Here is a 24,753-nt window from a genome sequence, read left to right as displayed (position 1 = left end):
GGGCCCGATCCGTAGAACCGACTGCATGCGAGCGACGATCGAAGTCAGCGGCCTGCGCAAACGGTACGGCCCCACCACCGCCCTGGACGGCATGACGTTCACGGTGCCACCCGGACGCGTCACCGGGTTCGTCGGCCCCAACGGGGCGGGCAAGTCCACCACGATGCGGGTGATCCTCGGCCTGGACGCGGCCGACGAAGGGCACGCGCTGGTGGGCGGGCGGGCGTACCGGAGCCTGCGCGACCCGCTCCGCCACGTCGGCGCGCTGCTCGACCCCGGGGCGCTGCAGCCCGGCCGCACCGGCCGCGACCACCTGCTGTGGCTGGCCCACTCCCAGGGACTGGGCGGCGGGCGGGTGGACGAGGTGCTCGAACTGGTCGGGATGCGGCCGGCGGCCAGACGCCGGGCGGGCGGCTACTCACTGGGCATGAAGCAGCGGCTCGGCATCGCGGCCGCGCTGCTCGGCGACCCGCCCGTGCTCCTGCTGGACGAGCCGGTCAACGGCCTGGACCCCGAGGGCATCGTGTGGATGCGCGGCCTGCTGCGCTCACTGGCCCGCGAAGGGCGGGCCGTGCTGATCTCCAGCCATCTCATGAGCGAGCTCGAGGACACCGCCGACCATCTCGTGGTGGTGGGCAGGGGCCGCGTCGTCGCCGACACCGGCGTGGCCGACCTGATCGCCTCCGCCTCGCGCGGCCGGGTCACGCTGCGCAGCACGGAGCCGTCGCGGGCGGCGGGGGCCCTGCACGCGGCCGGAGCCGCCGTGAGCGCCGGCGGCGGGGGCGCGCTCACGGTCTCGGGGCTGCCGCCCGAGCGGGTCGTGGCCGTGCTCAACGCGGGCGCCGTGCCGTTCCACGAGGTGACGGCGCACCGGGTCTCGCTGGAAGAGGCGTACATGGAGCTGACCGGTGACGCGGTCGAGTACCGGGGGGCGGCCCGATGAACCTCCTGCGCGCGGAACTGACCAAGTTCAGGACGGTACGCGGCTGGGTGCTCGCCATGGCCGCATCGGCGCTGATCACCGTGCTGCTCGGGCTCATGTCGGCGGCCGGCAGCCACGCGTCCTGCGGAGCCGGCCCCGTCGAGAGCGCCTGCCCGGGCCCGCTGGTGGGGCCGGGCGGCGAAGCGGTGGACGACAAGTTCTTCTTCGTGCACCGGCGCCTGGCCGGGGACGGCGCCGTCACCGCCCGCCTGACCTCGCTGACCGGGCGGATCCGCAAGCCCGACGTCACCCCCGGCGTGCGGAACGAGGTCGCCGGCGTGGTGCCGTGGGCGAAGGCCGGCGTCATGATCAAGAACGGCACGAAGCAGGGCTCGTCCTACGCGGCCGTGATGATGACCGGCGCGCACGGCGTGCGGATGCAGCACGACTTCACCCACGACGTGGCCGGCCGACCCGGCGGCGTCTCCGGGCGGTCGCCGCGCTGGCTGCGGCTGACCCGCGCGGGCGACACCCTCACCGGGTACGAGTCCGCCGACGGCGCGACCTGGACCCCCGTCGGCGCCGCGACCCTGCCGGACCTGCCGGCGACGGTCGAGATCGGCCTGTTCGCGGCCTCGCCCGGCGACCTCACCGTGACCCAGGGGGACCTCGGCGGATCGGTCTCCGCGGTCCGCTTCACCGAGGCCACCGGCACGTTCGACCAGGTCGAGCTGGACGGCGCGGCCTCCGGCGACTGGCGCAACGACGACATCGGCGCCACCACCGGCCCCGACGGGGCCACCCACCACCCGGGCCGCGCCGCCCGGGCCGGCGAGGGGTTCAGCGTGACCGGCGTCGGCGACATCGCGCCGGCCCTGGACGGCCAGACCCCCGAGGCCCCCCTCAGCGGCGCGCTGACCGGCCTGATCCTGGTCATCGTGGTGTCGGTGCTGTTCATCACCGCCGAGTACCGGCGTGGCCTGATCCGCACCACCCTGCTCGCCGGCCCGCGCCGCGGCCGGACGCTGGCGGCCAAGGCCCTCGCGCTCGGCCTGGTCACCTTCGCCGCCGCCCTGCCCGCCATGGCGATCACGTACACGGCCGGCGGGGCGATCCTGCGCGCCAACGGCAACATGGTCCTCCCGGTGCCCGTGCTCACCGAGGTGCGCGTCGTGGCCGGCATGGCGGCGCTGTTCGCGCTGGCCGCGGTGCTCGCCCTCGCCCTCGGTGCGCTGCTCCGGCGCGGCGTGGCGGCGGTCATCACGGCCGTCGTGCTGATCGTGGTCCCGCACGTCCTCGCGACCACCTCGGTCCTGCCCGACGAGGCCGCCCGATGGCTGCTGCGCCTCACCCCGGCCGCCGGCTTCGCCGTACGGCAGAGCCTGCCCGAGTACGCCCACGTGCTCGGCCACTACGCCCCCATCGGCGGGTACTACCCGCTGCCGCCCTGGGCCGGGCTCGCCGTCCTGGCCGCCTACGCCGCGCTCGCGCTCGGCCTGGCCGCCGTCCTGCTCCGCAGGAGGGACGCGTGAGCCGATCCGCCCCGCCGCTCCCCGGGAGGGACGCATGAGAGAGCTCCTGCACGCGGAGTGGACGAAGCTCCGCACACTGCCGGGCACCGCCTGGCTGCTGCTCACGATCGTCGCGCTCACCGTCGGCGGCGGCGTCGCGGCGGCGTCCGTGGTGTCCTGCGCCCCGGCGGGCTGCGGCTACGACCCCGCCCGGATCGGCCTGTTCGGCGTCCAGGTGAGCCAGGCGGTCGTCGCCGTGCTGGCCGTCCTGACGATCGGCGGCGAATACGGCACCGGCATGATCCGCACCACGTTCACGGCCATGCCGCGCCGGGCCGCCGTCCTGGGCGCCAAGGCGATCCTCCTCGCCGCGCTGACCCTGGCCGCCGGGGGGCTGGCCGTGGCCGCCTCCGTCCCGGTCGCGGGGGCCACCCTGCTCGGCAACGGTTTCCCCGCCGGCGCGCTCGCCCTCACCAGCGGGCCCGTGCTGCGCGCCGCCGTCGGCTCGGTGCTCTACCTGGCGCTGATCGCGCTGCTCAGCCTGGGCATCGCCGTCGCCGTACGCGACTCCGCCGCCGCCGTCGGGACCGTGCTCGGCCTGCTCTACCTCTTCCCCGCCCTCATCCTCATGATCGCCGACGCCGACTGGCAGCGGCTGCTCTGGCGACTGTCCCCGATGAACGCCGGGCTGGCCGTCCAGGCCACCACCGGCCTGGCCGAACTGCCCCTCGATCCATGGGCCGGCCTGGGCGTGGCGGCCGCTTGGGCAGGGGCGGCGCTGCTGGGCGGAGGGGCGCTGCTGCGGGCCAGGGACGCCTGAGCGAGGCCATGCATGTGTGGCTGTCTCGGTGTGGTCGGTGGTGGTAGGAACGTTTTGTCTCGTGGGGATGGGGGCGGACATGCACGCTGTCCATGGGCACGTACGCGCGGCGGGGGAAGCCGACTGGAGCGGTCACCGGGTCGAGCTGTCCTACGGGGAGACCGTGAGCGTCGACCGGGGGCCGGGCCTGCCACCGGAGAAGCTGACCGTGCCGCGCACCACCGGGGCCGTCCTGGCCCCCGACGGCGTCTTCGAACTGCGCGTCGCGGTCCTGGCGAACGTGGTGCCGCCGGTGCGGATCTCGGTGTCCGGGCCGGACGGCGCGTCGCTGGCGGACCGCGACCTGACGGTCAAGGAGCTGGAGGACGAGATCCTGCTCGACGCCGTGCCGCTGCCGCCGCGCGCCATCCGGCCCAGCGGGGTGCCCGCCCTCGGGCGCCGGATCCGGCTGTCCGGCCGGGTGTTCGACGACCTGGGCCGTACGGTGCCCGCCGGGCTGCCGATCCTCATCTCCGGCGTGCCCAAGGGCAAGGACGCGCTGGTGCCGCTGATCGTGACCGAGACCCAGCCGAGCGGCTACTTCGGCGCGGACTGGACCGCCGACGAGCTCGAACGCGCGCAGGCCACGATCGCGGGCGGCACCGAGCTGCCCGTGCGCCTGGACACCGGGCGGCTGCCCGCCAAGCTGATCCTCGTGACCCGGCTGGCGGACACGGCGCTGGACGAGGGCTCCTGCGAGTGCGAGGTCGCCCCGCCGCTCGGCGCGGCGGCCGACGACGTGGCCAACAACCCGCTGGCCTACTCCCAGGACCTGGGCGGCACCTGCCAGGGCCTCACGACGCCGAACCGGGTCGTGGAGGAGTTCTCCTACCACCTCGTCGTACGCACCACCGAACCGCAGATCAGGGGCACCACGCTGGGCGAGCGGCGGGCCGTGCCCGAACGCGTGCTGAGCGACCTGGCCAAGGTCACGGGCGCGGCCCGCGTGGACCTGGCCCTGCCCCCGGGCGACCGGACCGCCACGAACGGCGACTCCGCGCCCAACGGCGACCGCGCGTCCCACGGCGACGACGGCGACGCGGGGACCGGCGGCGAGTCCGCCCACGACGGCGAGTCCGGCTCCCAGACCGGCGGCAACGGCGGCGGTAGTGGTGCTGCCGGTACCGGCAGGGGCGGTGGCGCCGGGATCGCGGCCGCGATCGCGCCGATGGTCGACGCCGCCACCGTGCGCGACCTGCTGCGCCGCCCCGCCGCCCTCACCGTCGACGCCGTCGAGCTGGCCGTGCTCAACAAGGAGCTGCGCCACGTCGTCGACGTGGTGGACGTCGCCCGCCGGGCCGCCCCCGCCCGCGTACCGCTCGACGCCACCACCCCCGTGGACTGGGACGACACCCCGACCCTCTACCAGGCCACCTCCGTCGCCCACGGCCACGTGCTGGGCTTTCGCCAGGTGTGGCGCGCCGACGGATACTCCCTGGGCGACCTGCTGCACTCGGTGCCGCTGGCGCCCGGCCAGCAGCGCCGCATGGCGGTGCTCGACTGGGAGCGCCGCGAGGAGAGCCGCCGCGACGAGACGCTCGAGTTCGAGGAGCAGCTCGAGGCCGTGCTCGACCGCGACCGCGACATCACCGAGATCGCCGGCTCGCGCCTGGCCGAGGAGTCGGCCGGCGGGTCGAGGGCCTCGCAGTGGGGCGTGGCGGGCGGCATCGGCGGCGGGTTCATCGGCAACGGCTGGGGGATCTTCGGCGGCGTGGCCGGCGGGGCGGGCGGCGCGGACGCCGACGCCTGGCAGAACTCCTCGCGCACGCTCAGCGCCAACAGCCTGCAGGCGCTGCGCGACCGCACCACGCAGCGCGCCTCGGCCGTACGCGATCAGCGCTCCACCGTCATCCAGACCGTCGCGCAGGGCGAGAGCGTGCGCGCCGAGACGGAGTTCGTGGCCAACTTCAACCACTGCCACGCCATCACCATCCAGCACTTCGAGGTGCTGCGGCACTTCCTGGTGGACCACGAGCTGGCCGACGTGCGCGAATGCCTGTTCGTGCCGCTGCCCATCACCCTGTTCGACCTGGACAAGGCCAGGCGCTGGCGTGAGTCGCTGCAGCGCCACCTGCGCGACCGTACGCTGCGGGACGCGTTCGACGCGGTCGAGCGGGTCCTGGACGACTGGCAGGGCCACAACCTGCCCCCGCGCCGCTTCTCCGAGGAGGCCCCCGAGGATCTGCTCGGCGAACTGCGGGTCTCGTTCGTCATCCCGCGCCCGCGCGACGCCGAGGACGGCGGCTTCCAGCTCGAGAACTGGCGCCTGCTGCGCCCGCTCCTGAACGTCGACGCGCTCGAACTGTGGACGGCCAGGCTCAACGCCCGCGCCCAGGCCGAGCGCGACCGCGTCTTCCGCGCCGAGGTCGCGCCCGGGCTCGCCGAGCGGCTGGCGCAGCACCTGCGCTTCGCCTACGTGACCCGCTCCGGCGGCGAGGTGCCGATCCCGCTGGACGCCACCCTCGTCTCCCGCTACGCGGAAGGCGTCCCCCTGTACGTCAGCCTCCGCCCGGCCGGCCCGCTGCCGCCGATCCCGCGCGAGGAGATCACCCGCTTCATGATCTCCTACCCCGACGGCGACCTCCCGCCGGACGCCCAGGTGATCGTCCACAGCGGACGCGTCCGCTACCACACCGAGCACCTGCGGCATCTGCTGTTCGACCAGCCCCGGCTGCTCAACGACCTCGGCGGCGCCGACCGCGTGGTCGTGCCCACCCCGCTGTCGCGCATGGAGCTGCGCGACCCGCGCGCCGAGGACCGCAGGCTGGCCGAGCGGCTGATCGCCCACCTCAACGAGCAGATCGAGTGGTACCACCAGGCGATCTGGTCCGGCATGAGCGCCGCCCGCCGCTACCTGCTGCTCGACGGCGTCATCGCCCCCAACGCCGGCGGCCGCAGCGTGGCCGGCGTGGTGGAGAACCGGCTGATCGGGATCTCCGGAAACTGCCTCATCCTGCCCGTCGCGCCCGGCATCCACCTCGACCCCACGCTCGTCCGCGACGACGAGCGCGTCAGCCTCCAGAACGCCTACGCCGCCGCCGCTCCGCCGCCGTTACGCGTGAGCGTGCCCACGCGCGGCGTGTTCGCCGAGGCCGTGGCCGGCAGTTGCAACTCCTGCGAGGTGCCCGACGACACGCGCTTCTGGCGCTGGGACGAGTCGCCGCTGCCGGAGACGCTGACCGCCATCGAGCCGCTCTCCACCGCCAGCCGCGCCGAGCCGCAGGCCGCGCTGACGCCGACCCCGCTGCCCCAGCCGCTGGTCGCCATCCAGAACGCGCCCGAACTGCCCGACCCGCTCGGGCTGCAGGAGGCGCTGAAGGTGCTGGCCCAGGGCAACCTGTTCAAGGACATCACCGGCCTCACCGAGACGCAGAAGAACGCGCTGGCCGCGTTCAAGGGCGCGCTCGACACCGCCCAGTTCTTCGGCAAGCAGGCCGCCGACCTGGCCAAGCAGCACAACCTCGGCCGCAGCGTGGACCGTACGCTGGCGCAGATCCAGCAGGCCCGCACCGACGGCCTGCTCAGCCCCGACCAGGCCCAGAACCTGGCGGTCTCCGCGCTGCGCGCCCTGGTCGGGCGCCCGCAGCAGGGCGACGCGCCGCCGGCCGACGACCCGGCGGTGAAGAAGGTCATCGACGCGGCGGCGCAGGCGGACCAGGCGCAGGTCGCGGTCCGCACGCCCGCGGAGACGGTGGAGGCGACGTTCCAGGGCGTGGTGGGCGCGCCCGGGGCGCTGCTGCCGCGCAGCGACTCGCGCGTGGAGTTCGTGGCCGTGCCGATCCAGCCCGACGACCGCCGGGCCGGCCCGCCGATCACGTTCACCTCCGGCCCTCCCGAGCGGAACATCCTCGCGGTGAAGGCGATGGCGCAGTCGCTGGGCACCGGCAGGGTCGGCCGGTTCGGCAAGGCGCTGTTCGACGCCGGCCTGCTCATCCCCGACCCCGCGGCGCCCGCCTCGTTCCTGGCGCAGATGCGGCTGCGGATCACCTGGCCCACCGACTCCACCGGCGCGGTGGCCGGCACCGCGCGGCTGCCCGTCGTCGTGCTGCTGCACGGCCACAGCGAGTCGTGGACGGTCGTGTGGAAGACCACGCCGACCGGGACCACCGGCGGCGTCGACGTCTTCGACGGAGACCACGTCACCCAGGCCGCCAGCCACGAGGGGTTCGCCTATCTGCAGGACGTGCTGGCCCGGCTGGGCATCGTGTCGGTCTCGGTGGACTGCAACTACGCCAACACGTTCGACTCGTGGGTGGAGACGCGGGCCGACCTGGCGATCGAGGCGCTGCACGCGCTGCGCAGGCTCGACGGCGACCCCGCGCACCGCTTCCACCAGCGGCTCGACTTCGACCGGGTCGGCCTGTTCGGCCACTCGCGCGGGGGTGACGCCGTGGTCCGCGCGGTCAAGAAGAACCGCGCCACGGCCGGGACACCGTACAAGATCGTCGCGGCGTGCTCGCTCGCGCCGACCGACATCACCGGCACCGCCCGCCCGCCGACCGGCGGCGAGATCGGCAGGCAGGACCTGACCGCCGCCGACCTGGGCTTCTACCTCGTCCTGTACGGCGCCCAGGACGGCGACGCGCACACCCTGAACGGCGTGTCCGACCGCATAGGCACCGGTTTCCGGCACTACGACCGGGCCCGCTGCCAGAAGGCGATGGTCTTCCTGGACGGCTGCAACCACAACAGGTTCAACACCACGTGGCCGGTCAACGACCCCTTCCGCGTCGCCGGCGAGATCGTCCGCCCCAACACCGACCACCGCGCGCTGGCCGGCGAATACGTCGGCGGCCTGTTCGCCTGGCAGCTCGCCGGCCGCACCCAGTTCCGCCCGCTGTTCAACGGCACGCAGGCCAACGGCAGGGGCGTGCCCGCCTCGATCCAGTGGGCCTTCGGCACGCAGGTCTCCCTGCTGGACGACTTCGAGGCCGCCACTCCGGCCGGCGCCACCAGGACCGTCGGCGCCGCGGCGGAGGTCAAGGCGTTCGGCGACATCTCCATCGGCGGCAGCCTCGGCCCGCGCGTCGGCCACCAGACCCGGGTCCTGCACGGCGACGTGACCGGCGGCGCGAGCAGGTGCCTCGAACTGGGCTTCGCCGCGGCGCGCGACCTGAGCGGGTTCACCGACCTGATGCTCTCCCTGACCGGCCACTTCGACCTCGCCACCAAGGCCACGATCGCGGCGGGCCCGCTGCCGAACCTGAAGGTCTCGCTGGTGGACGAGGCGGGCAAGTCCGCTTCGGTCACCCGGACGGCCTTCCGGCCGCGCTCGGTGCCCGGCCGGCCCGCCTTCCACGAGGTGGACGAGGGAGCCGGCAAGGTGTCGGTCACCGTGCTGCGCCTGGAGACGGCGAGCGTCGCGCTCGGCTCGTTCACCGGTGTGGACCTGAAGCGCGTGCGGAAGGTGATCGTCGAGTCCGTCGCGGGCACCGCCCCGCACGTGTTCGTGGACGACCTCCGGGTCAGCAGGATGTGAGGACGCCATGGAACCGCTGGTCACCGCTTCCGCCCTGTTCCTACGAGTCGCGGAGGGCATGCACCCGCAGTGGAAGGTGCAACTGCTCGTCTCCGGCTCCGGCTTCCGCGCGACCGGCCGGGGCCTGAGCGCCACGGTCGGCGGCCAGCCGGTCGAGGGCATCACCCTCGGCTCGGCGGGCTCGGGGTTCGCCGGATTCCTGCGGGCCGAGCCCGCCAGGGGCGACCGGCTCTCGGTGGGCTACGGCGGGCGGCCGACCGCCACCGACGTGACCTACCGGGGCCCGTTGCACGATCCGATCCAGTTGGACGATGAGGGCCCGGTCGCATAGGGGGAGTGGTGGCGATGGCAGCGCTGACGGGGAACCTGGTCGCGCCCGAGCCGGCGGATTTCACCGGCTGGCGGCTGAGCGCCGACTTCGAGGAGGTCACCGGCGCCGAACCGGCCGTCATCCCCGCCCACCGCTCGGCCGGTGTCGCGCCCGGCGGCGCCTTCACCCTGGAGCTGCCCGAGGGCTGGCGCGAGCCCGTGGCGGTGACCGCCTCGACGCCCAGCGGGTTCGTGGCGGGCCGGGCCAGGCTGAGCGCGCAGGAGGTCGGCCAGCCGGTGCGGCTGGAGGTGACGGCGGCCCCGCCGGTGCCCATCGAGGAGTCCGACGACCCCGCGCTCGGCCGCCGGCTCCGCTACACCGGCCGGGTGCTCGACACGTTCGGCACCGGGGCGCAGGCCGACCTGCTCGTGGTGCTGTGGGGGGTACCGCAGGGCGGCGGCGACGCCTACCCGCTGTCGGTCACCCGTACGGCCGTCGACGGCTACTTCTCCGACCTGTGGCCGGCGGATCTGCTGGACAGCGCGTACGGCGTCGTCCAGGGCGGCGCGCGGACGCCGATCCCGCTCGCCGCCGGGCGGCTGCCGGACCGGATCCTCCTGGTGCTGCCCGAACTGCCCGTCCCCGTGGCGGCCGAGTCGCCCGACGACTGTGCCTGCCTGCCGGCCCCGCCGCGCGTGCCGGACGCCGTCGATCTGGCCGCCAACCCGGCCGGCTACGCGGCCGACCTGGGCGGCTGCTCCGACGTCACCGTGCCCAACCGCACCGTCGAGGAGGTCACCTTCCACGCGGTCGTGCGCACCAGCGAGCCGGAGGTCAAGGGCGTCACCGCGCCTGACCCGGTGGAGCTGTCCAAGCCGCTGGCCGCGTACGTGGCCACGCTGGTCGTCGAGCGGGAGAAGCTCGCCGACGGGAAGCCCCGGCTCTCGGCCACCGCCGCGCGGCCGGTCACCGCGCAGGCGACCGAGCTGATGTCGGCGCGGCTGGCCGACGGCAACGGCCCCGACCTGCGGCTGGACCCGGCCATCCTGAGCGCGGTGGCGCGCCGCCCCGACCAGTTGCGCTCGCTCGACCTGATCCGCGCCGAGCACCTGACGCTCAGGAAGCAGATCGGCGAGGCCGTGCTCCCGCTGGCCCGGCCGCACCCCGGTCGCGTCACGCTGGACGCCGACCACGAGATCGACTGGGACGAGACGCCCACCACCTACCAGGCCACCACCATCGCCCACGGCCACCTGCTGACGCTCAAGCAGGTGTGGCGGGCCGACGGCTACTCCCTCGGCGACCTGCTGTACTCGCTGCCGCTGGCCCCCGGGCAGCGCAAGCGGGTGGCGATCGTGGACTGGCGGCGCGAGGAGGTCGCCTCCAGGAGCGCCCAGCGCAGGGAGAGCGAGCGGCTCGGCGCACAGCTCGTCCACGACCGCGACATCTCCCAGGTCGTCGACACGGCGCTGCGGGAGAACGTGCGCGGCCACTCGGAGTCGTCGGTCGGCGCGGTCGGCGGCGGCATCGCCGGGTTCATCGGCGCGGTCGTCTTCGGCGTCGGGGGCGGCTACGCCTCCAGCTCCTCCTCGGCCTGGCAGTCCTCGGCCCGCTCGGTCACGGCCACCTCGCTGAGCAACATGCGCGACCGCACCCTTCAGGCGGCCAGCGCCGTGCGCAGCCAGCGCGCCACGGTCGTGCAGGGAGCCCGGGTGGGCGAGTCCGTACGCGCCCAGACCGAGGTCCTGGCCAACCACAACCACTGCCACGCGATCACCGTCGAGTACTTCGAGGTGCTGCGCCACTTCCAGGTCACCAACGAGATCGCCGACGTCCAGGAGTGCCTGTTCATCCCGCTGGAGATCACGCCGTTCACGCCCGAGAAGGCGCTGCGCCACCGCCGGGTGCTGGAGGGCTCCCTGCGCCGCGCCGACCTGGCCGGCTCCTTCGCCGCCCTCGAACGCGTCGTCACCGGCTGGGAGCACGCCGGCGTCCCCGCCGGCCGTAACGCCGACCAGGTGATCACCGACCTCGACGGCGAGCTGTGGCTCTCCTTCACCCTGCTGCGCCCGCGCGACGCCGCCGACGACGGCTTCGACGGGACCGACTGGGACGCCTACGTCCCCTTCCTGCCCCAGACCCCGGGCGTGCCGCCCGGCGAGCTGGCCGAGCACGTCTGGCGCACCTACCTGGGCGTCGCCCGGCGCGCGGACCGCGACCGCTTCTGGAACACCCGCATCGCGCCGCGCGTGGCCCGCAGGATCGCCGACACGCTCACGCTCGAACTGCTCAAGGCCGACGGGACGGCCGTGGGCCCGATCACCATCGACCCCACGCTCGTCACGCCGTTCGCCCAGGACCGGCCGCTCCTGGTCACCCTCCGGCTGGACCAGGCGCCGCCCGGCGCGACCCGCGCCGCCGTGGCCCGTGTGCGCCTGAGGTTCGGCGCCGCCCTGCCGGGCCTGGCCAGGGTGCTGGCCACCACGGCCAGGATGACGTACCGGACCGACTACGCCACCCGGCCGCTGGTCAACGACTGGCGCCTGGACAACGACCTGTCGCACTCCGACGACGTCGTCATCCCGACACCGCTGGACTCCTGGGAGCGGCGCAACCCGCGCGAGGAGGACACCCGCCGCGCCACCGCCCTGCTCGGCCACCTCAACGACCACATCGAGCACTACCACCACGCGATCTGGTGGAACATGGACCCCGGCCGCCGCCACCTGCTCCTCGACGGCTATCTCGCCCCCAACACCGGCCGCAGCGTGGCCGGCGCGGTCGAGAACCGGCTGATCACCATCGTCGGCAACTGCCTGGTGATGCCGGTCGCGCCCGGCCTGCACCTCGACCCCGGCTACCAGGCGAACGGGACGGGCCTGCTGGACGCGTACGCGACCCCGCCCACGCCGCCGCTGCGGGTCAGCGTGCCCACGCCGGGCGTGTTCGCCGAGGCCATGCCGGGCGCGTGCAACTCCTGCGAGGTCATCGACGACACCCGGTTCTGGCGGTGGGAGGAGGCGCCCATCCCCGGCGAGCCCGCCGACATCCTGCCGCTGTCCACGCTCACGCGCCGCACCGCCCCCGCGGGCGTCACGGCCGACGACTTCCCGGCCCCGATCGTGCGCATGCAGAGCACCCCGCGGGCCCCCGACCCGACCGGGCTGGCGGCGGCGCTCAGCCTCATCGGCACGCCCAACCTGTTCCGCGACATCACCGGCCTCGACCTGACCCAGGCCAACGTGGCCGAGGCGTTCAAGAGCACGATGAACGCCGCCAAGGAGTTCGGGAGCCAGGCCGCCGGCCTGGCGCAGCAGCGTTTCCAGGCGACCGAGAGCGAGCGCAACCTGGAGCGGATCAAGCAGGCGCGCAAGAGCGGGCTCATCACCGAGCAGCAGGCGGGCGAGCTCGCCGCGGCGGCACTCGGCGGGGCCGCCGGGCAGGCGCCCACGGGCGGGCGGCCGGTGGACAACCCCTCGGTCCAGAAGGTGCTGGACCGCGCCGCGAGCAGCCCCGACAGCCACGTCAAGATCACGCGGTCGAGCGGCGAGGTGGACGTCCGCACCGGCGCGCGGGCCGACGGCAGGATGGACTTCGCCGTCACGCCGCCCGTCGCGCCGCGCAAGCAGAGCAAACCGCTCAACTGCTGGGCCGCGGTGGGCGCCATGATGCTGGGCTGGCGCGACCGCGTCTCGATCACCGAGGAGGCCGCGGCCGAGCGGGCGGCCCCCGAATGGCTGGCCAAACAGCGGGCCGGCACCGGCCTGGAGTCCGGCGAGGTGTCCGCCTACACCGCCGCCCTCGGGCTGCGCCACGAGAATCCGCAGAGCTACCTGCCCAGGGGCATCTTCATGCTGCTGGAGGCGCACGGGCCGCTGTGGGTGATCGGCGACGTCGGCTTCGAGAACGACCGGTTGTCCCACGCCATGATCGTCACCGGCATCCGCGGTGACGGCACAGCCGAGGGCACCCGGGTCACGCTCGTCGATCCCGCCCTGGGGGCCGCCAGGGAGGACACGTACGCGAACTTCGCCAGGGCCATGGAGGCCCAGGACGCCGTGCGCCTCGGGCTCGGCATCTTCCACTGGTGAAGGCAGGAGAGGACGTCAAAATCACGGCATGACGGTTGTCATCGCGGCCATCGCCCGTGACGGGGGCGACGCCGGACGGCTCGTGGAACAGGCGGTGACCCGCGCGGGCCTCTGGGAGGCGCTCCCGGCCGACCCCGCGCGCACCGACGCCACCGCCGCCCGGGTGGACATCGGCCGCGTCATCTCGTACATGAACGACTCCCTGGGCGGCTGCGTCGTCCCCGTCGCCACCGACGACGACGGGCGGGTGCGGTGGCAGGCCGAGCGCAACCTGTACCTGCCGCAGCCGAACCACCTGGCCATGTTCGGCGGCGACGTCATCGACGTGTGCAAGCTGGAGAGCGTCCGCCACGAGCCCGATCGGCGGAGGACCACCTGGCGGACGGTCCGCAGCCCGAACGGCTCGGCGCTGTACGACGACGGCTCGGTCACCTTCGCCGCCGCCGACGACGGCCGGCGCACCACCATCACCGTACGCGTCCGCCAGCGCTTCACCCTGCCCCTGTTCTGGCAGGTGGTCGACCTGGACGCCTGGCCCGAGCTGAAGGCTGCCCTGGTCGCCGACGCCTACCGGCAGTTCCTCCCCGCCACCATGGACAACTTCGAGGCCCGCTACGAGGGCAGGGAGTTCCGCATCGGCCGGCCGCCGCAGCGCGTGCCCGGCCCGCCGACCGAGCGCCTGGCCCTGCTGCTCGACCTCGCCGCCCAGGCCGCCGGGACCGCCCGCGAGCGGCTGAGCGCCCCCGCCGAGAAGGTCGGCGACGACGGGTTCGCGCACTTCGAGGCGGGCACCGGCCACCCCCGCGTGAGCGGGTCTCCGGTCCCGTAGCGGACTACCTGCGCGGGCTCAGAGCGTCCATCGCCCGCGATCTGGGCGGCAGGCGGTGAAGGTGCCGGTGACGGGGGCAGCGACAGGGGCGGTGAACGCGGCGGTGGCGGGAACGTCCGCCACCTGGCGTGGGCAGGATCGGTGCGCCCGCCCAGAGGCCACGGCCGGGAGACGAGCCGGACGGGTGCGGTCGGCGCTTCGAGGTCGCCGGACAGGCGCCCGCTCAGGCGTCATGGCCGGGGGACGAGCTGGATCCGGGCGCTGCCGTCGTACGGCACCACGATCGTCTGGTCGCGGCCGAGCCGCCAGGTCGAGCCGACCAGGAAGAGCCGGCCGCCGGCGGCCAGCAGCAGGCGGAACCCGCGGTAGCGGTGGGCGAAGGCGGGGTCCTTGGCGGTGCCGGGAATGGGGGAGTAGGCGATGCCCGACGGGACGCCCTGGAGGGGTTCCTTGAGGTCGAGGACGACCTCGGGCTGCCGGGCCAGCTCGCGGACGTCCTGTTCCCCTCTGCCAGTGCCGTACGCCCAGGCGACGGTTGCCGAGGTCCACATCACGCCCGCCATGAACAGGCCGATGACGCTGATGGCGCCCTGCCGGGCCAGGCGCGGTGAGAGCAGCGGGCGGCCCCGGTTCCTGCCCTGGAGGTGGACCGCGTACGCGACGAGGACCGGCCCGCAGGCCAGCGCCGGCGGGGTGAGGTTGATCGTCACGCTGGTGCTGGAGTCGCCGAGGAAGACGCCGATCAGGGCACGACCGATGAGGAGCGTGCCGGCCAGCCCGATGCCCGCCGCGAGGAAGGTGTTGGCCACGTCGCCCGGGCGGCGGGTGATCTGCCCGGTGACGGCGGTGTGGACGAGGATGACCAGGAGGGCGGCCAGGCACATCATGGCGGCGGGGATGTGCACGACCTCGGTGCCGCGCAGGAGCAGGTCGTGGTTGGACATGCCGGCCATCTCCAGGGAGATGCCGAAATAGTGGTAGCGGGCGCGGGTGGCGATGTAGCCGAAGTAGATCAGCAGGGCGGTGGCGAGGGTGGTCGGGCCGGCGGCCTCGGTGAGCTGCCGCATCCGCGCCGAGACCGGCTCCTGGTCGGCATGGGCCGGTTCCTGGTCGTCCCGGGCTTCCGGCGGGGTGCCCACGTCGGCCGTCATCCCTTCTCCGACGCCGGGACGGCACTCTCGCCGGACATGTCCTCGCCCGACACACCTTCGTCGGTCGTGTGTTGGCCGGTCGCGCTCGGGCCGGTCGCGTCTTGGCCGGTCGTGCGTTGGTCGTTCGTGTCCTGGTCGTTCGTGCCCTTGCCGGTCGTGTCCTCGTCGGACGTGCTCTGGTCGGTGGTGCTCTGGTCGGACGTGCTCTGGTCGGTCGAGTCCTGGCCGGTTGTGTCCTCGTCGGACGTGCCTTCGTCGGGTGTGTCCGGCTGCTGCTGGTCGCTGTCGTCGGGGCTCGGTTCCGGGGACTGCGCGGGGGACTCCTCGGCCGGCGGGTTCTCCGCTTCGTCCGGGTCGCCGATGAACGCCCCGATGCGTGGCACGTCGGTGGTGGTGCCGGTGAGCAGGACCGGTGCCGCGGCCGTCGGAGGCGGGCCGCCCCAGTCGCCGACCTCGTCGCAGGGCGAGTCCTCCGTGTTGACGCACACGTACCGGTAGCGGACGTGCGCCATCAGCGTGTACTCGCCCGCGGCGCCCCCGCCGAGAACCGCTCCCGCCAGGCACTGGCTGCCGGCCCGCAGCATGATCCCCTGGCAGGGACGATCGCCCTCGCAGTGCCCGGCGCCCGGCCGGACGGCAGGCCGCCCCGGCCCCGACACGACGGAGAAGGACACCGACTCGATCACGCCCGGGGTCGACGTCTTGTTGATGACCTTGAGGCAGCCCTCGCCGCCACTGCCGTCGAGGTGGATGCCGTTCCAGTTGACGCTGCGCCCACCGCCGTGCCGATCGTCGCTCCCCTCGGAGGACCCGCCGCCGGGCGTCGTCCGCGTCTCTTCGTGATCACCGGTCGTGTCCGGGTCGCTGCTCGTGTCCGGGTCACTGTCCGGGTCACTGTCCGGGTCACTGTCCGGGCCACTGTCCGGGTCGGACCCCTCCTCGCCCGAGCCCGCCGGGGCCTCGGACCGCTGACCGGCGAGTGGCCCGTCGCCGCCGCCCGTCGCGACCCCCACCAGCCAGGCGACCCCGAGGACCGCCACGACGGCCAGCACCCCCGCCATGATGAGCACACGTGCCCGCGTCGAAGTCATACCGCTCATCCCAGAAACGTCGCCGAGTCCTGTCTCGGTCTCAGGATCCGTGCCCCGTGGGCGTACGGGATGAGTAGCCCGTACTCAACCGCCCGAGCCGGTCGAGGAGCACCCGGGCGTGCTCGGCCGACCACTCGTCGAGACGCGTGGCCGCGTCGGCGAACCCGGCGAGCGCCGCCGGGCTGAGGTCGTCGTCCTCGGTCACCGGCTCGATGCGCGTCCTGACCAGCTCGGCGCGCTCGGGATCGCACAGGCGCAGCGTCCGGTGGAAGAACGGGTCCCGCTCCAGCGCCGCCACGACGGCCGGGTGCCGGGGCCGGTCCGCGTCCCGGTCCAGCGCGAACGCGGTCAGCGCCTGCTCGTGCCTGGGCCAGGGATCGTTCGGCCAGCGGGCCGCGACCGCCGTGTAGACCTCCAGCGCGGCGGCGTGGTCTCCGCGCTCGTACGCGGCCAGGCCGGGCTCCATGGCCGCCGCCAGCTCCCCGCCCCGCCAGGTCACCTCGTCGAACAGCTCGCCCAGCACGTCCATGGTGTCCGCGTCGGCGAAGGGGCGTACGAACCGGATGAGCAGCTCGCCCCGCTGGTGCAGCCCCCTGCCGAGCAGCAGGCAGGCCAGCGCCACCTGGCCGGCGACCGACGTCGTCAGGTCGCCGTGGATCAGGCAGGCCCAGTATGCACCGTCGGCGCGCACGTCCGGCCACCACTGCTCGAACGGCCGCCCGTCGCCGCGCAGCTCGCTCAACCGGCGGGCGAGCAGGTTGCCCGCCGCGCCCGTGAGCGCCACCTGCGAGGCCGCCTGCCGGAAGCACGCCTCGTCCAGCGGCCGCCCGCCCTGCCACGCGACTTCGGCTCGCGTCATGGGCCCGTCTCCTCGTGCGCCGGTTCCAGCGGCACCCCTCGCCGCGCGCGGTCCAGCGCCTCCTCGTGGCCGTCGCCCAGCTCGAGATGGCCGACGTAGCCGGCGAGCGCGCCGGGCGGCAGGAGCCGCCGTACGTATCCGACGAGGATCGCCGCACAGCTCAGCGCCCCCTCGCTCTCCGCGGCCCCGTCGAAGAAGGCGAGCATGCGATCCACCTGCTCCGGCGCCGTACGGTCCGCGCCCAGCTCGAAGAGGAACCGCACGGAGCCGGGCGCCTGCTCCGGCGGGCGGCGCGTGAACGGGAGCAGCAGGTGCATGGCCGCGGTCGGCACCCCCCGGCGGACCGGCACGCGAACCCCGTCGCGCACGAAAGCCGCCCCGGAGGCGGGCGCGTCGCGGGCCCATCGGTGGATCGCGGCGGCGACCTCGTCGCACAGCGCCTCACCGAGCACCACGTGGGCCACACGCCCGGACCGGTGGCCGGGCTCGCTCCCCGGCAGGTCCGCCATGGCGAAGCGCGCGAACGCCGCCGCCTGGTCGAGACCTTGGCACTCGGCGTGGATCGGCGCCGCGAACGGCCCGAACTCCTCCTCCCACTCCGCCCCGCCGTCCAGCCGGGCCAGCAGTCCCGCCGCTCCGCCTCGCCCAGCGCCGATCGCGACGCGAGGCGTTCGAGGGCGGGCCGGTCCCCGCTGAGCCGGGCCACCGTGAACCTGGCCGCCGCGACGGCGGGCAGGCGGTCGTAGGCCGGGGCGATGCGCGTCAGCGCCGCGTTCGCCGTGCCGAGCAGCTCCTCCTCCTGCGGCAGCCCGGCCTTCAGCAGGTCGAGACAGCGTTCGGTGATCATCAGGTCGTACGAGCGCCGTACGTCCAGCGGCATGCGCGCCTCGTGCAGGGCGTCGCCGGCCGCGCCGAAGTACTCCAGCGCCTGCAGCCGGTACGCGTCCGCGGCCAGCCCGTCCCCGACCGCCCAGAGCAGCTCGCCGGCCAGGTTGTCGAGCAGCGGGTTGCGCTCGGCCTCCGGGTCCAGCACGAAGGCGGCCCCGAGGTTGGCCAGCGCCATGACCTCCTCCAGCTCATCGAGCTCGCCGTGCAGGCGCAGGCATTCGAGCAGCGCCTGGAACCGCTCGGTGAACTCGGGCAGCTCGTAGGTGACACCGGGCTCGGGCAGCGTGGGCCGCAGCCCGGCCAGCCGCCGGGGGTGCTCCTCCCGCCTGGCCGCCCGCCGCTCCTCGAACTCCCGCAGGGCGACCGCCTCCAGGACGTCGAGCACGTCCGGGACGGTGAGCCAGGTGACCGGCTCCAGCGCGCCGGGGTCGCCGACCACGTCGAGGGCGCCCGTCACCGTACGGCACCGCTCCTCGAGCTCCGCCCGCGCCCGCAGGCCGCCCAGAAGCGTCGGCCGGGCCATCTACATGCCCCTGAGCAGCACGAGGAAGGAGCAGACGCGCTCACCCTCGTCCGCCGACGGTCCGGGGGCGATGTCGAGCGAGCACTCCCAGAGCCCGCTGACCGCCGCCTCGACGAAGAGGTCGAAGCCGTGCCGGGCGCCGGGCCGCAGCGTGCGGCGGCTGCCGCCGACGGCCACCGCGCAGCCCTCCGTGCCCGGCGCGGTGAGCCGCACCCGGCATCCCGCGCCCTCCAGCGGCAGGCGCGCGTCGCCGAGCCCGGCCTCCAGCCGGTCGTAACGCAGGTGCGGGGGACAGCCCTCCGGGCCGCGCCGGCCCACGACGATCAGCCCGGGGAACTCGGCCACCTCGCCGGACCCGTTGACGACGGCGATCGGCAGCCTGATGCCGCGCCCGTGCACCGTCACCCCGCCGACGCTGCCCGCGTGCCCGTAGATCCGGCGCGCGGATCCCTCGACGGCCCAGAACAGGCGCGGCGCGCCGACACTGACCTCGATGGGGGAGGGGGCCATATCAGCGTTGTACCGCACGCGCCAGCGGGTGTCCCCTTCCATGCGGACCGAAATTCCGAAAATGTATGGCACATTAATCGCCGGTGATCAGATAAGACGATCAGGGCGGGATTGGAACGTCACATAAGAAGGAAAGCATCACGGGGCTCTCATGTCCTGAAATGTTTACATAAGGAGGGGTCGCTGTCGCAGGCCCGAGGAGTAGGATCAAGGCGGAAAAAGCACAAAGGACGGGGACGGCCACGCGTGGCATCAACGGGAGGAACCACACGATTTAGGTAGGCCCGCTCCGCGGCCTCTGCGCTGGTTCTGGCGACATGAACCGATCTTGAGGCTGCGCTTTCCACGAGCACTCTCTTGTCGGCTTCGACGATCACTGTGCGTCAGCTCGCCTGACCCACGGGGGTCTGCCGTGTGGTTTGGAGTCGGGGGCTCGCAAGAAATGTTCTTGATCGAACGTACCAAAGAAAAGAAGTTCTTCGAAAAAAGTCTCAAAGACAGCGAGCGCGGTCGCGGAAGCGTCCTGTTGGTCACGGGGGCCGACGGGTGCGGAAAGACCGAGCTGCTGCACCAGTTCGCCGATCACGCGCGATCGGAGCAGCTTGTCACGCTCATGGCGACCTGCTTCCAGTCGGAGCGGGAGTTCCCGCTCAGCGTCATGGAGCAACTGCTCACGCAGTCGGAGTTACCGCTGCCGCTGACGGACGAGGCCAACACGCTCCTGGAATCCGGGAAAGACATCATCGAGGCCAATTTCCTGGCGCTCTCGGCCCGGTTCTCCGAGGGATTCCACAAGCTGTTCACCAGGCTCAGCAAGTATTACCCGCTGATGCTCTGCATCGACGACGTCCACAACATCGACCGGGTCTCGCTGCAGTGCCTGCTCTATCTGATCCGCCGCATCCGCGCCGAGCGCATGGTCATCATCCTGACCGAGCGCGAGGACATGACGCCGGGACACTCGCTCATCCTCGGCGACCTGCTGCGCCAGCCGCACGTGGGCCAGTTCCGCCTGGCCCCGCTGGGCCGCGGCGGCACCGACCGGCTGCTGGCCCACCACTTGGGCGCGACCCCGCCGAAAGAGCTGGCCGCGGACTTCTTCCAGCTCACCGGCGGCAACCCGATGCTGCTCCACACACTCATCCAGGACCTGCAGAAACGGCAGCCCATCGGCGGCGCGCCCCTCGACGGCGCCGTCGTCCCCGGCATGGCCTACCACCAGGCCGTCGTCGCGCTGCTGCGCCGCCACGAGCCGCACGTCCTGCAGATGGCGCAGGGGCTGGCGCTGTTCTCCGGAGCGAGCCCCAACCGGCTGCTGGAGCAGTTGTTCGACGCCGGCCCCGGCGCGGCCGACCACGCGCTGCGCATCCTCACCCACATCGGCCTGGTCGAGGACGGCGACTTCCGCCACCCGCAGATCTGCGCCGCCCTGCTGGCCGACCTGTCCCCCGAGGAGCGCGCCGTCCTGCACCAGCGCGCCGCCGAGCTGCTGTACGAGCAGGGCGCGCCCCCAGTGGAGGTCGCCCACCACCTCATCGCCGGCGGCCACACCGAGACGCCGTGGAGCGTCCCGCTGCTGGAGGAGGCCGTGGACCAGGCGCTCGCCGAGAACGACAGCGCCTTCGCCCGGCAGGCCCTCGAATACGCCGCCAAGATGTTCACCGACAAGGGCCTCAACTCCGCCATCCGGGCCAAGCTCCTGGAGCACACCTGGGGCGCCAGCCCCGAGGCCACCGTGCGCCACCTGGCCCCCCTCGTCGCCGACCTGCGCGCGGGCCACCTGCCCGCCCGCTACGCCTTCTCCCTGGCCCGCACCCTCGTCTGGTACGCCCAGGGCGCCAAGGCCGACGACGTTCTCGACGCGCTCGACTCCCGGGAGACGACCCCGGACCGGCAGGCCGCCTCGGAGGCGGAGGTCATCCGCGCCTGGCTCTCGGTGATCCAGCCGTCCTCGGTGCTGCCGAGAACCACGCAGCCGGGCACCGCGCCGGCGGGTTCGCCACCACCGGCCGAGCCCCGTGCCGGGATGGGCGCGCCGCAGGCGGGCGACGTGCGGCTGCGGGCGTTCGCCCTGCTCAAGTCCGCCCTGCGCGACGGCGTGGAGCCCACGGCGCTGACCGAGGCCGAGCAGATCCTGCGTTACACCGAGTTCAACACGCAGACGTTCGAGGCCGTGTTCAGCATGATCACCCTGCTGATCCACTCGGAGCAGATCCACAAGGCGATCACGTGGTGCGACAAGCTGGAACGCGAGGTCGTGACCGCGCAGCGCCCCGAGCTGCGGGCCCAGATCCTCGCGCTGCGCGCGCAGGCGCTGCTGCGGCAGAGCGACCTGCTGGCCGCCTACCACAACGCCCACCAGAGCATCAGCCTGCTGCCGCCGCCCGCCTGGGGCGTGGCCGTCGGCTTCCCGCTGTCGATCCTGGTCGAGGCGTGCACCGAGATGCGGCGCGAGGAGGAGGTCCTCACCTACATCGACCACCCGGTCCCGCAGGAGATGTACAACACCCGCTACGGGCTGCCCTTCCTCTACGCCCGCGGCCTGTACAACCTCGCCTGCGACCAGGTCGAGGCGGCCTCCGCCGACTTCGGCACGTGCGGCGGGCTCATGGAGCTGTGGGAGCTCGACTCGCCCACGTTCATCCCGTGGCGCATCGGCGCGGCCGAGGCCAGGCGGCGTTCCGGCGACCACGACGCCGCCCGGGGCCTCATCTCCGACCAGCTCGCCCGCCTGAGCAGGGACCAGCCGCGCATGTGGGGCGTCAGCCTCAGCGCCATGGCCGAGCTGACCGAGCCGGCCGAGCGGCACGCCGTGCTGACGGAGGCCACCGACATGCTCGACAGGTCCGGCGACCACCTGGAGCTGGCCCGCGCGCTGACCAAGCTCGGCCACACCTACGAGCAGCTCGGCGAGGACGGGTCGGCGGCCACGATGTTCCAGCGGGCCCAGCAGGCGGTCAAGGAGTACGACTCCGACCCGCTCACCGGCACCTGGCCGCCGCAGGAGCAGGCCATGGCCTCCTACGACGCGTCCGGCGTGGACGACCCGGTCCTGCCCGCGCTGAGCTACGCCGAGCAGCGGGTCGCGGTGCTCGCGGCACAGGGGTACACGAACCGGCAGATCTCGGCCCGGCTGCACATCACGGTCAGCACCGTGGAACAGCACCTGACCAGGATCTACCGCAAGCTCGGCGTCAAGGACCGCAAGAACCTGGCGGACCTGGTCCGCTCACAGTCGTGAGCGGACGGTCCGGCCGGTCAAGGAGGGGCGAGCCCGCCGGGTCATGAAGGGGCGAGCCCGCCGGGCCGGTCAGCCGTGGGTGGCGTGGTGGCGTGGTGGCGGACCGCCGTCAGGAGCGCGGCCAGTTCGAGGCTGGCGTCGTGCGTGGGGGAGACCCCCTCGCGTACGGCGGCGACGAACGCGCTCACCGTGTTGACCACCTGGTCGTCGGGGTCCAGCGAGATCTCCTCGACGCCCGCCCGCCGCTCCAGCCGCAGCACCGGCCGGTGGTCGGCGGGTGGGGTGAAGGCCCGCTCGACGGTGATGCGCCCGTCGGCGCCCCACAGCTCGTACATCGACCGGTAGGCGTGCTCGAAGCCGAACGTGAGCTGGGCCGCGACCCCGCCGGGCGCCCTCAGCAGCGCCGCCCCGGAGACGTCGACGTCGTGCCCGCCGGAGGAGAGCGTCGCCCCGGCCACCTCGAGCCCCGGCCCCAGGAACAGCGACGCCGCGCGCAGCGGATAGACGCCCACGTCCCACAGCGCCCCTCCGCCCAGGTCGGCCCGGTAGCGGATGTCGCCCCCCGGCAGCGGCGGGATCGTGAACGCGGAGTGCAAGGCCCGCACCCGCCCGATCGCCCCCTCGGCGACCAGCCGCCGGACCACGGCGTGCTGGGCGTGGTGGACGAACATGACGTTCTCCATCAGGACCAGGCCGGAGCTGCGGGCCAGGTCGAGCAGCGCCCGCGTCGTGGCGTGGTCCGTGGTCAGCGGCTTCTCGGCCAGCACGTGCTTGCCGGCCCGCAGCGCGGCCTCCACCCATGGGGCGTGCAGGGCGGCGGGAAGGGGGACGTACACCGCCTGGACGTCCTCCCGCGCCAGCAGCGCGTCGTAGCCGTGCACCGCGCGGCAGCCGTACAGGCCGGCCACCTCGGCGGCCTTGCCCGGGTCCCGGCTCGCGACCGCCGCGATCTCGGCCCCCGGCGTACGCGCGAAGGCCGGCAGCAGGCGGCGCCTGGCGATCTCCGCGCAGCCCAGGACACCGATCCGCAGCGCGTCCATCACACGGCACCCGTCATGCGGCGGCCGACATGGCGTTGAGGCAGGCCAGCAGTGTCCGGGCCTGCACGTTGACGTAGTGGCTGTGCCTGACCAGCGAGGTGAGCTGGCCGTGCGACACCCAGCGGAAGCCGGGCGGCGGGGTGAGCGGCGTCTGGCCGTCGTCGGTCTCGATCACCAGGTAGCGGCTCTCGGCGTTCAGGAAGCGGCCGCCCTCCTCGGAGTGCACGGCCTCGTACCGGATGCGGGCCGGGTCGGCCGTCTCCACCAGGTCGAGGAAGGGCGGCCGGGCGCCGGGCTGGTCGGTGTAGTTGCTGGGCACGCACTGGACGGTCGGGCCCAGCTCGATGGTGTCCAGGAAGCCGCCCTCGACGCGAGCCTGCACCAGGACGTGCGGCACCCCGCCCAGCCGCCGGGTCAGGAATGCCGCCACGCCGTGCCCGCGCGGCTCGATGAGCGGCTGCGTCCAGGACGTGACCTCGCGGTTGGCGGCGTGCACCGACACGGCGACCACGCTGAAGTACAGACCCTCCTCGTGGTCGATCGAGAACGGCCGGTTCACCCAGCCGGGCAGCGTGGCCAGCGGCACCAGCTCGGTCCGCACGTCGTGGCGGGAGCGTTCGGCGGTGATCCACGACAGCAGGTCGATGTCGGAGTCGAGGGCGTCCTCGTCCGCGCCGGGCGTGGGGGCGCAGGACAGGACGGTGCGCGAGTCCATGTTGACGAGGTTGTCGTCGTGCAGGAGCGCACCGATCTGGCCGAGCGTCAGCCAGTGGAAGTCCTCGTGCGGCGGCACGTCGTCGGCCGCCTCGACGATCATGTTGCGGTTGGCCTTGCGGTAGAACCAGGAGCCGTGCTCCGACTGCAGCACGTCGGCGACGACCCGGCCGCGCCCGGTCGCGGTGAAGTATTCGAGATAGCGCACGTCCGAGCCCTGGTGCACCTTCATGTAGTTGCTCCGCGTGGCCTGCACCGTGGGCGAGAGCTGTACCAGGTTCGGGTTGCCCGGCTCCATCTTGGCCTGCATGAGGAAGTGCAGGACACCGTCGAACTCCTTCACCAGGATGCCGAGGATGCCGACCTCCGGCTGCTTGATGATCGGCTGGTGCCACTCGCGGAACGGGCCGTGGTCCACGGTGGCGTGCAGGCCCTCCAGGGTGAAGAAACGGCCGCTGCTGTGGACGAGGTTGCCGGTGGTCGCCTCGAACGACCACCGGTCCAGCTCGGCGAACGGGATGCGGTCCACCCGGTAACGATGGGCCGCCGCGCGTTCGGCGAACCACCGGCGGAAGTCCTCGGTACTCCCGTGCGCGCCCTCCCGCGCGGCGGCCGAGCGCGCCAGCCGCTCGGCCAGGGCGGCGTCCTGCCTCGGCCGCAACCGGGACGCCGCGGCGGGTACGTCCTGCACATTGGACAGCATGAAACCACTCCTGGTGCTGAGTTCGACGGATC

General features: G+C 73.5%; 16 protein-coding genes. 8 read left to right on the top strand and 8 right to left on the bottom strand.

From position 1 onward, the window contains the following. Positions 1–25 precede the first annotated feature (25 nt). The 7 genes from AB0I15_RS46320 to AB0I15_RS46290 all read left to right on the top strand — a co-directional run bounded on the left by AB0I15_RS46320 (position 26) and on the right by AB0I15_RS46290 (position 14,001). Positions 26–943 carry an ATP-binding cassette domain-containing protein gene (locus AB0I15_RS46320; RefSeq protein WP_358111579.1) on the top strand — a complete coding sequence of 306 codons (918 nt, stop codon included), beginning with the start codon at positions 26–28 and terminating at the stop codon, positions 941–943. After that, the gene (locus AB0I15_RS46315) at positions 940–2,454 is read left to right on the top strand and encodes an ABC transporter permease subunit (RefSeq protein ID WP_358111577.1); all 1,515 of its coding nucleotides are present in this window, start codon (positions 940–942) and stop codon (positions 2,452–2,454) included. Before AB0I15_RS46320 ends, AB0I15_RS46315 begins: the two co-directional genes overlap by 4 nt. A 34-nt stretch (positions 2,455–2,488) precedes the next feature. Continuing rightward, positions 2,489–3,253: an ABC transporter permease gene (locus AB0I15_RS46310; RefSeq protein WP_358111574.1), complete on the top strand. Its 765-nt coding sequence runs from the start codon at positions 2,489–2,491 to the stop codon at positions 3,251–3,253. Between the two features lie 79 nt (positions 3,254–3,332). Further along, positions 3,333–8,771, top strand: coding sequence for a hypothetical protein (locus AB0I15_RS46305; RefSeq protein ID WP_358111571.1), 5,439 nt, complete (start codon positions 3,333–3,335; stop codon positions 8,769–8,771). A gap of 7 nt (positions 8,772–8,778) precedes the next feature. Further along, positions 8,779–9,102: a hypothetical protein gene (locus tag AB0I15_RS46300; protein WP_358111568.1), complete on the top strand. Its 324-nt coding sequence runs from the start codon at positions 8,779–8,781 to the stop codon at positions 9,100–9,102. 14 nt (positions 9,103–9,116) lie between these two features. Further along, positions 9,117–13,172 carry a papain-like cysteine protease family protein gene (locus AB0I15_RS46295; protein WP_358111565.1) on the top strand — a complete coding sequence of 1,352 codons (4,056 nt, stop codon included), beginning with the start codon at positions 9,117–9,119 and terminating at the stop codon, positions 13,170–13,172. A 28-nt stretch (positions 13,173–13,200) separates the two neighbouring features. After that, a complete protein-coding gene (locus AB0I15_RS46290; RefSeq protein WP_358111562.1) occupies positions 13,201–14,001 on the top strand; it encodes a hypothetical protein in 801 nt (266 codons plus the stop codon). A gap of 230 nt (positions 14,002–14,231) precedes the next feature. Here AB0I15_RS46290 and AB0I15_RS46285 read toward each other — a convergent pair whose 3' ends face one another. The 6 genes from AB0I15_RS46285 to AB0I15_RS46260 are packed head-to-tail and all read right to left on the bottom strand — an operon-like array spanning position 14,232 to position 19,023. Next, the gene (locus AB0I15_RS46285; RefSeq protein ID WP_358111559.1) at positions 14,232–15,152 is read right to left on the bottom strand and encodes a hypothetical protein; all 921 of its coding nucleotides are present in this window, start codon (positions 15,150–15,152) and stop codon (positions 14,232–14,234) included. Further along, the gene (locus tag AB0I15_RS46280; protein WP_358111556.1) at positions 15,149–16,243 is read right to left on the bottom strand and encodes a hypothetical protein; all 1,095 of its coding nucleotides are present in this window, start codon (positions 16,241–16,243) and stop codon (positions 15,149–15,151) included. The genes AB0I15_RS46285 and AB0I15_RS46280 overlap by 4 nt, the downstream gene beginning before the upstream one ends. 40 nt (positions 16,244–16,283) lie before the next feature. Then, positions 16,284–17,102 carry a hypothetical protein gene (locus AB0I15_RS46275; RefSeq protein WP_358111553.1) on the bottom strand — a complete coding sequence of 273 codons (819 nt, stop codon included), beginning with the start codon at positions 17,100–17,102 and terminating at the stop codon, positions 16,284–16,286. Next, positions 17,099–17,308, bottom strand: a complete 210-nt coding sequence (locus AB0I15_RS46270; protein ID WP_358111550.1) for a hypothetical protein — start codon at positions 17,306–17,308, stop codon at positions 17,099–17,101. The genes AB0I15_RS46275 and AB0I15_RS46270 overlap by 4 nt, the downstream gene beginning before the upstream one ends. After that, positions 17,263–18,513 (bottom strand): hypothetical protein, encoded by a 1,251-nt coding sequence (locus tag AB0I15_RS46265; protein ID WP_358111547.1) that lies wholly within the window; start codon positions 18,511–18,513, stop codon positions 17,263–17,265. Before AB0I15_RS46265 ends, AB0I15_RS46270 begins: the two co-directional genes overlap by 46 nt. Next, positions 18,514–19,023 carry a hypothetical protein gene (locus AB0I15_RS46260; protein ID WP_358111544.1) on the bottom strand — a complete coding sequence of 170 codons (510 nt, stop codon included), beginning with the start codon at positions 19,021–19,023 and terminating at the stop codon, positions 18,514–18,516. It abuts the gene before it with no gap. Between the two features lie 442 nt (positions 19,024–19,465). On the opposite strand from AB0I15_RS46260, the gene AB0I15_RS46255 reads away from it, so the two are divergent. Next, the gene (locus tag AB0I15_RS46255) at positions 19,466–22,264 is read left to right on the top strand and encodes an AAA family ATPase (RefSeq protein ID WP_358111541.1); all 2,799 of its coding nucleotides are present in this window, start codon (positions 19,466–19,468) and stop codon (positions 22,262–22,264) included. Positions 22,265–22,305: 41 nt separating this feature from the next. Here AB0I15_RS46255 and AB0I15_RS46250 read toward each other — a convergent pair whose 3' ends face one another. Further along, on the bottom strand, positions 22,306–23,304 hold the full coding sequence (locus tag AB0I15_RS46250; protein ID WP_358111538.1) for a Gfo/Idh/MocA family oxidoreductase: 999 nt from the start codon (positions 23,302–23,304) through the stop codon (positions 22,306–22,308). Positions 23,305–23,317: 13 nt separating this feature from the next. Next, a complete protein-coding gene (locus AB0I15_RS46245; RefSeq protein WP_358111535.1) occupies positions 23,318–24,721 on the bottom strand; it encodes an NDP-hexose 2,3-dehydratase family protein in 1,404 nt (467 codons plus the stop codon). Positions 24,722–24,753: the final 32 nt, after the last annotated feature.

Source organism: Nonomuraea sp. NPDC050643 (genome assembly GCF_040654715.1).
Lineage (GTDB): Bacteria > Actinomycetota > Actinomycetes > Streptosporangiales > Streptosporangiaceae > Nonomuraea.
This window is presented reverse-complemented; position numbering and strand designations above follow the sequence as displayed.

Excerpts from the sequence above, each read along its gene's own strand:
- AB0I15_RS46310 (WP_358111574.1), top strand. The coding sequence starts at position 2,489 with ATGAGAGAGCTCCTGCACGCGGAGTGGACGAAGCTCCGCACACTGCCG.
- AB0I15_RS46305 (WP_358111571.1), top strand. The coding sequence starts at position 3,333 with ATGCACGCTGTCCATGGGCACGTACGCGCGGCGGGGGAAGCCGACTGG.
- AB0I15_RS46270 (WP_358111550.1), bottom strand. The coding sequence starts at position 17,308 with ATGCTCGCCTTCTTCGACGGGGCCGCGGAGAGCGAGGGGGCGCTGAGC.
- AB0I15_RS46260 (WP_358111544.1), bottom strand. The coding sequence starts at position 19,023 with ATGGCCCCCTCCCCCATCGAGGTCAGTGTCGGCGCGCCGCGCCTGTTC.
- AB0I15_RS46265 (WP_358111547.1), bottom strand. The coding sequence starts at position 18,513 with ATGGCCCGGCCGACGCTTCTGGGCGGCCTGCGGGCGCGGGCGGAGCTC.
- AB0I15_RS46300 (WP_358111568.1), top strand. The coding sequence starts at position 8,779 with ATGGAACCGCTGGTCACCGCTTCCGCCCTGTTCCTACGAGTCGCGGAG.
- AB0I15_RS46295 (WP_358111565.1), top strand. The coding sequence starts at position 9,117 with ATGGCAGCGCTGACGGGGAACCTGGTCGCGCCCGAGCCGGCGGATTTC.
- AB0I15_RS46255 (WP_358111541.1), top strand. The coding sequence starts at position 19,466 with ATGTTCTTGATCGAACGTACCAAAGAAAAGAAGTTCTTCGAAAAAAGT.
- AB0I15_RS46245 (WP_358111535.1), bottom strand. The coding sequence starts at position 24,721 with ATGCTGTCCAATGTGCAGGACGTACCCGCCGCGGCGTCCCGGTTGCGG.
- AB0I15_RS46250 (WP_358111538.1), bottom strand. The coding sequence starts at position 23,304 with ATGGACGCGCTGCGGATCGGTGTCCTGGGCTGCGCGGAGATCGCCAGG.
- AB0I15_RS46290 (WP_358111562.1), top strand. The coding sequence starts at position 13,201 with ATGACGGTTGTCATCGCGGCCATCGCCCGTGACGGGGGCGACGCCGGA.
- AB0I15_RS46315 (WP_358111577.1), top strand. The coding sequence starts at position 940 with ATGAACCTCCTGCGCGCGGAACTGACCAAGTTCAGGACGGTACGCGGC.
- AB0I15_RS46275 (WP_358111553.1), bottom strand. The coding sequence starts at position 17,102 with ATGACGCGAGCCGAAGTCGCGTGGCAGGGCGGGCGGCCGCTGGACGAG.
- AB0I15_RS46285 (WP_358111559.1), bottom strand. The coding sequence starts at position 15,152 with ATGACGGCCGACGTGGGCACCCCGCCGGAAGCCCGGGACGACCAGGAA.
- AB0I15_RS46280 (WP_358111556.1), bottom strand. The coding sequence starts at position 16,243 with ATGACTTCGACGCGGGCACGTGTGCTCATCATGGCGGGGGTGCTGGCC.
- AB0I15_RS46320 (WP_358111579.1), top strand. The coding sequence starts at position 26 with ATGCGAGCGACGATCGAAGTCAGCGGCCTGCGCAAACGGTACGGCCCC.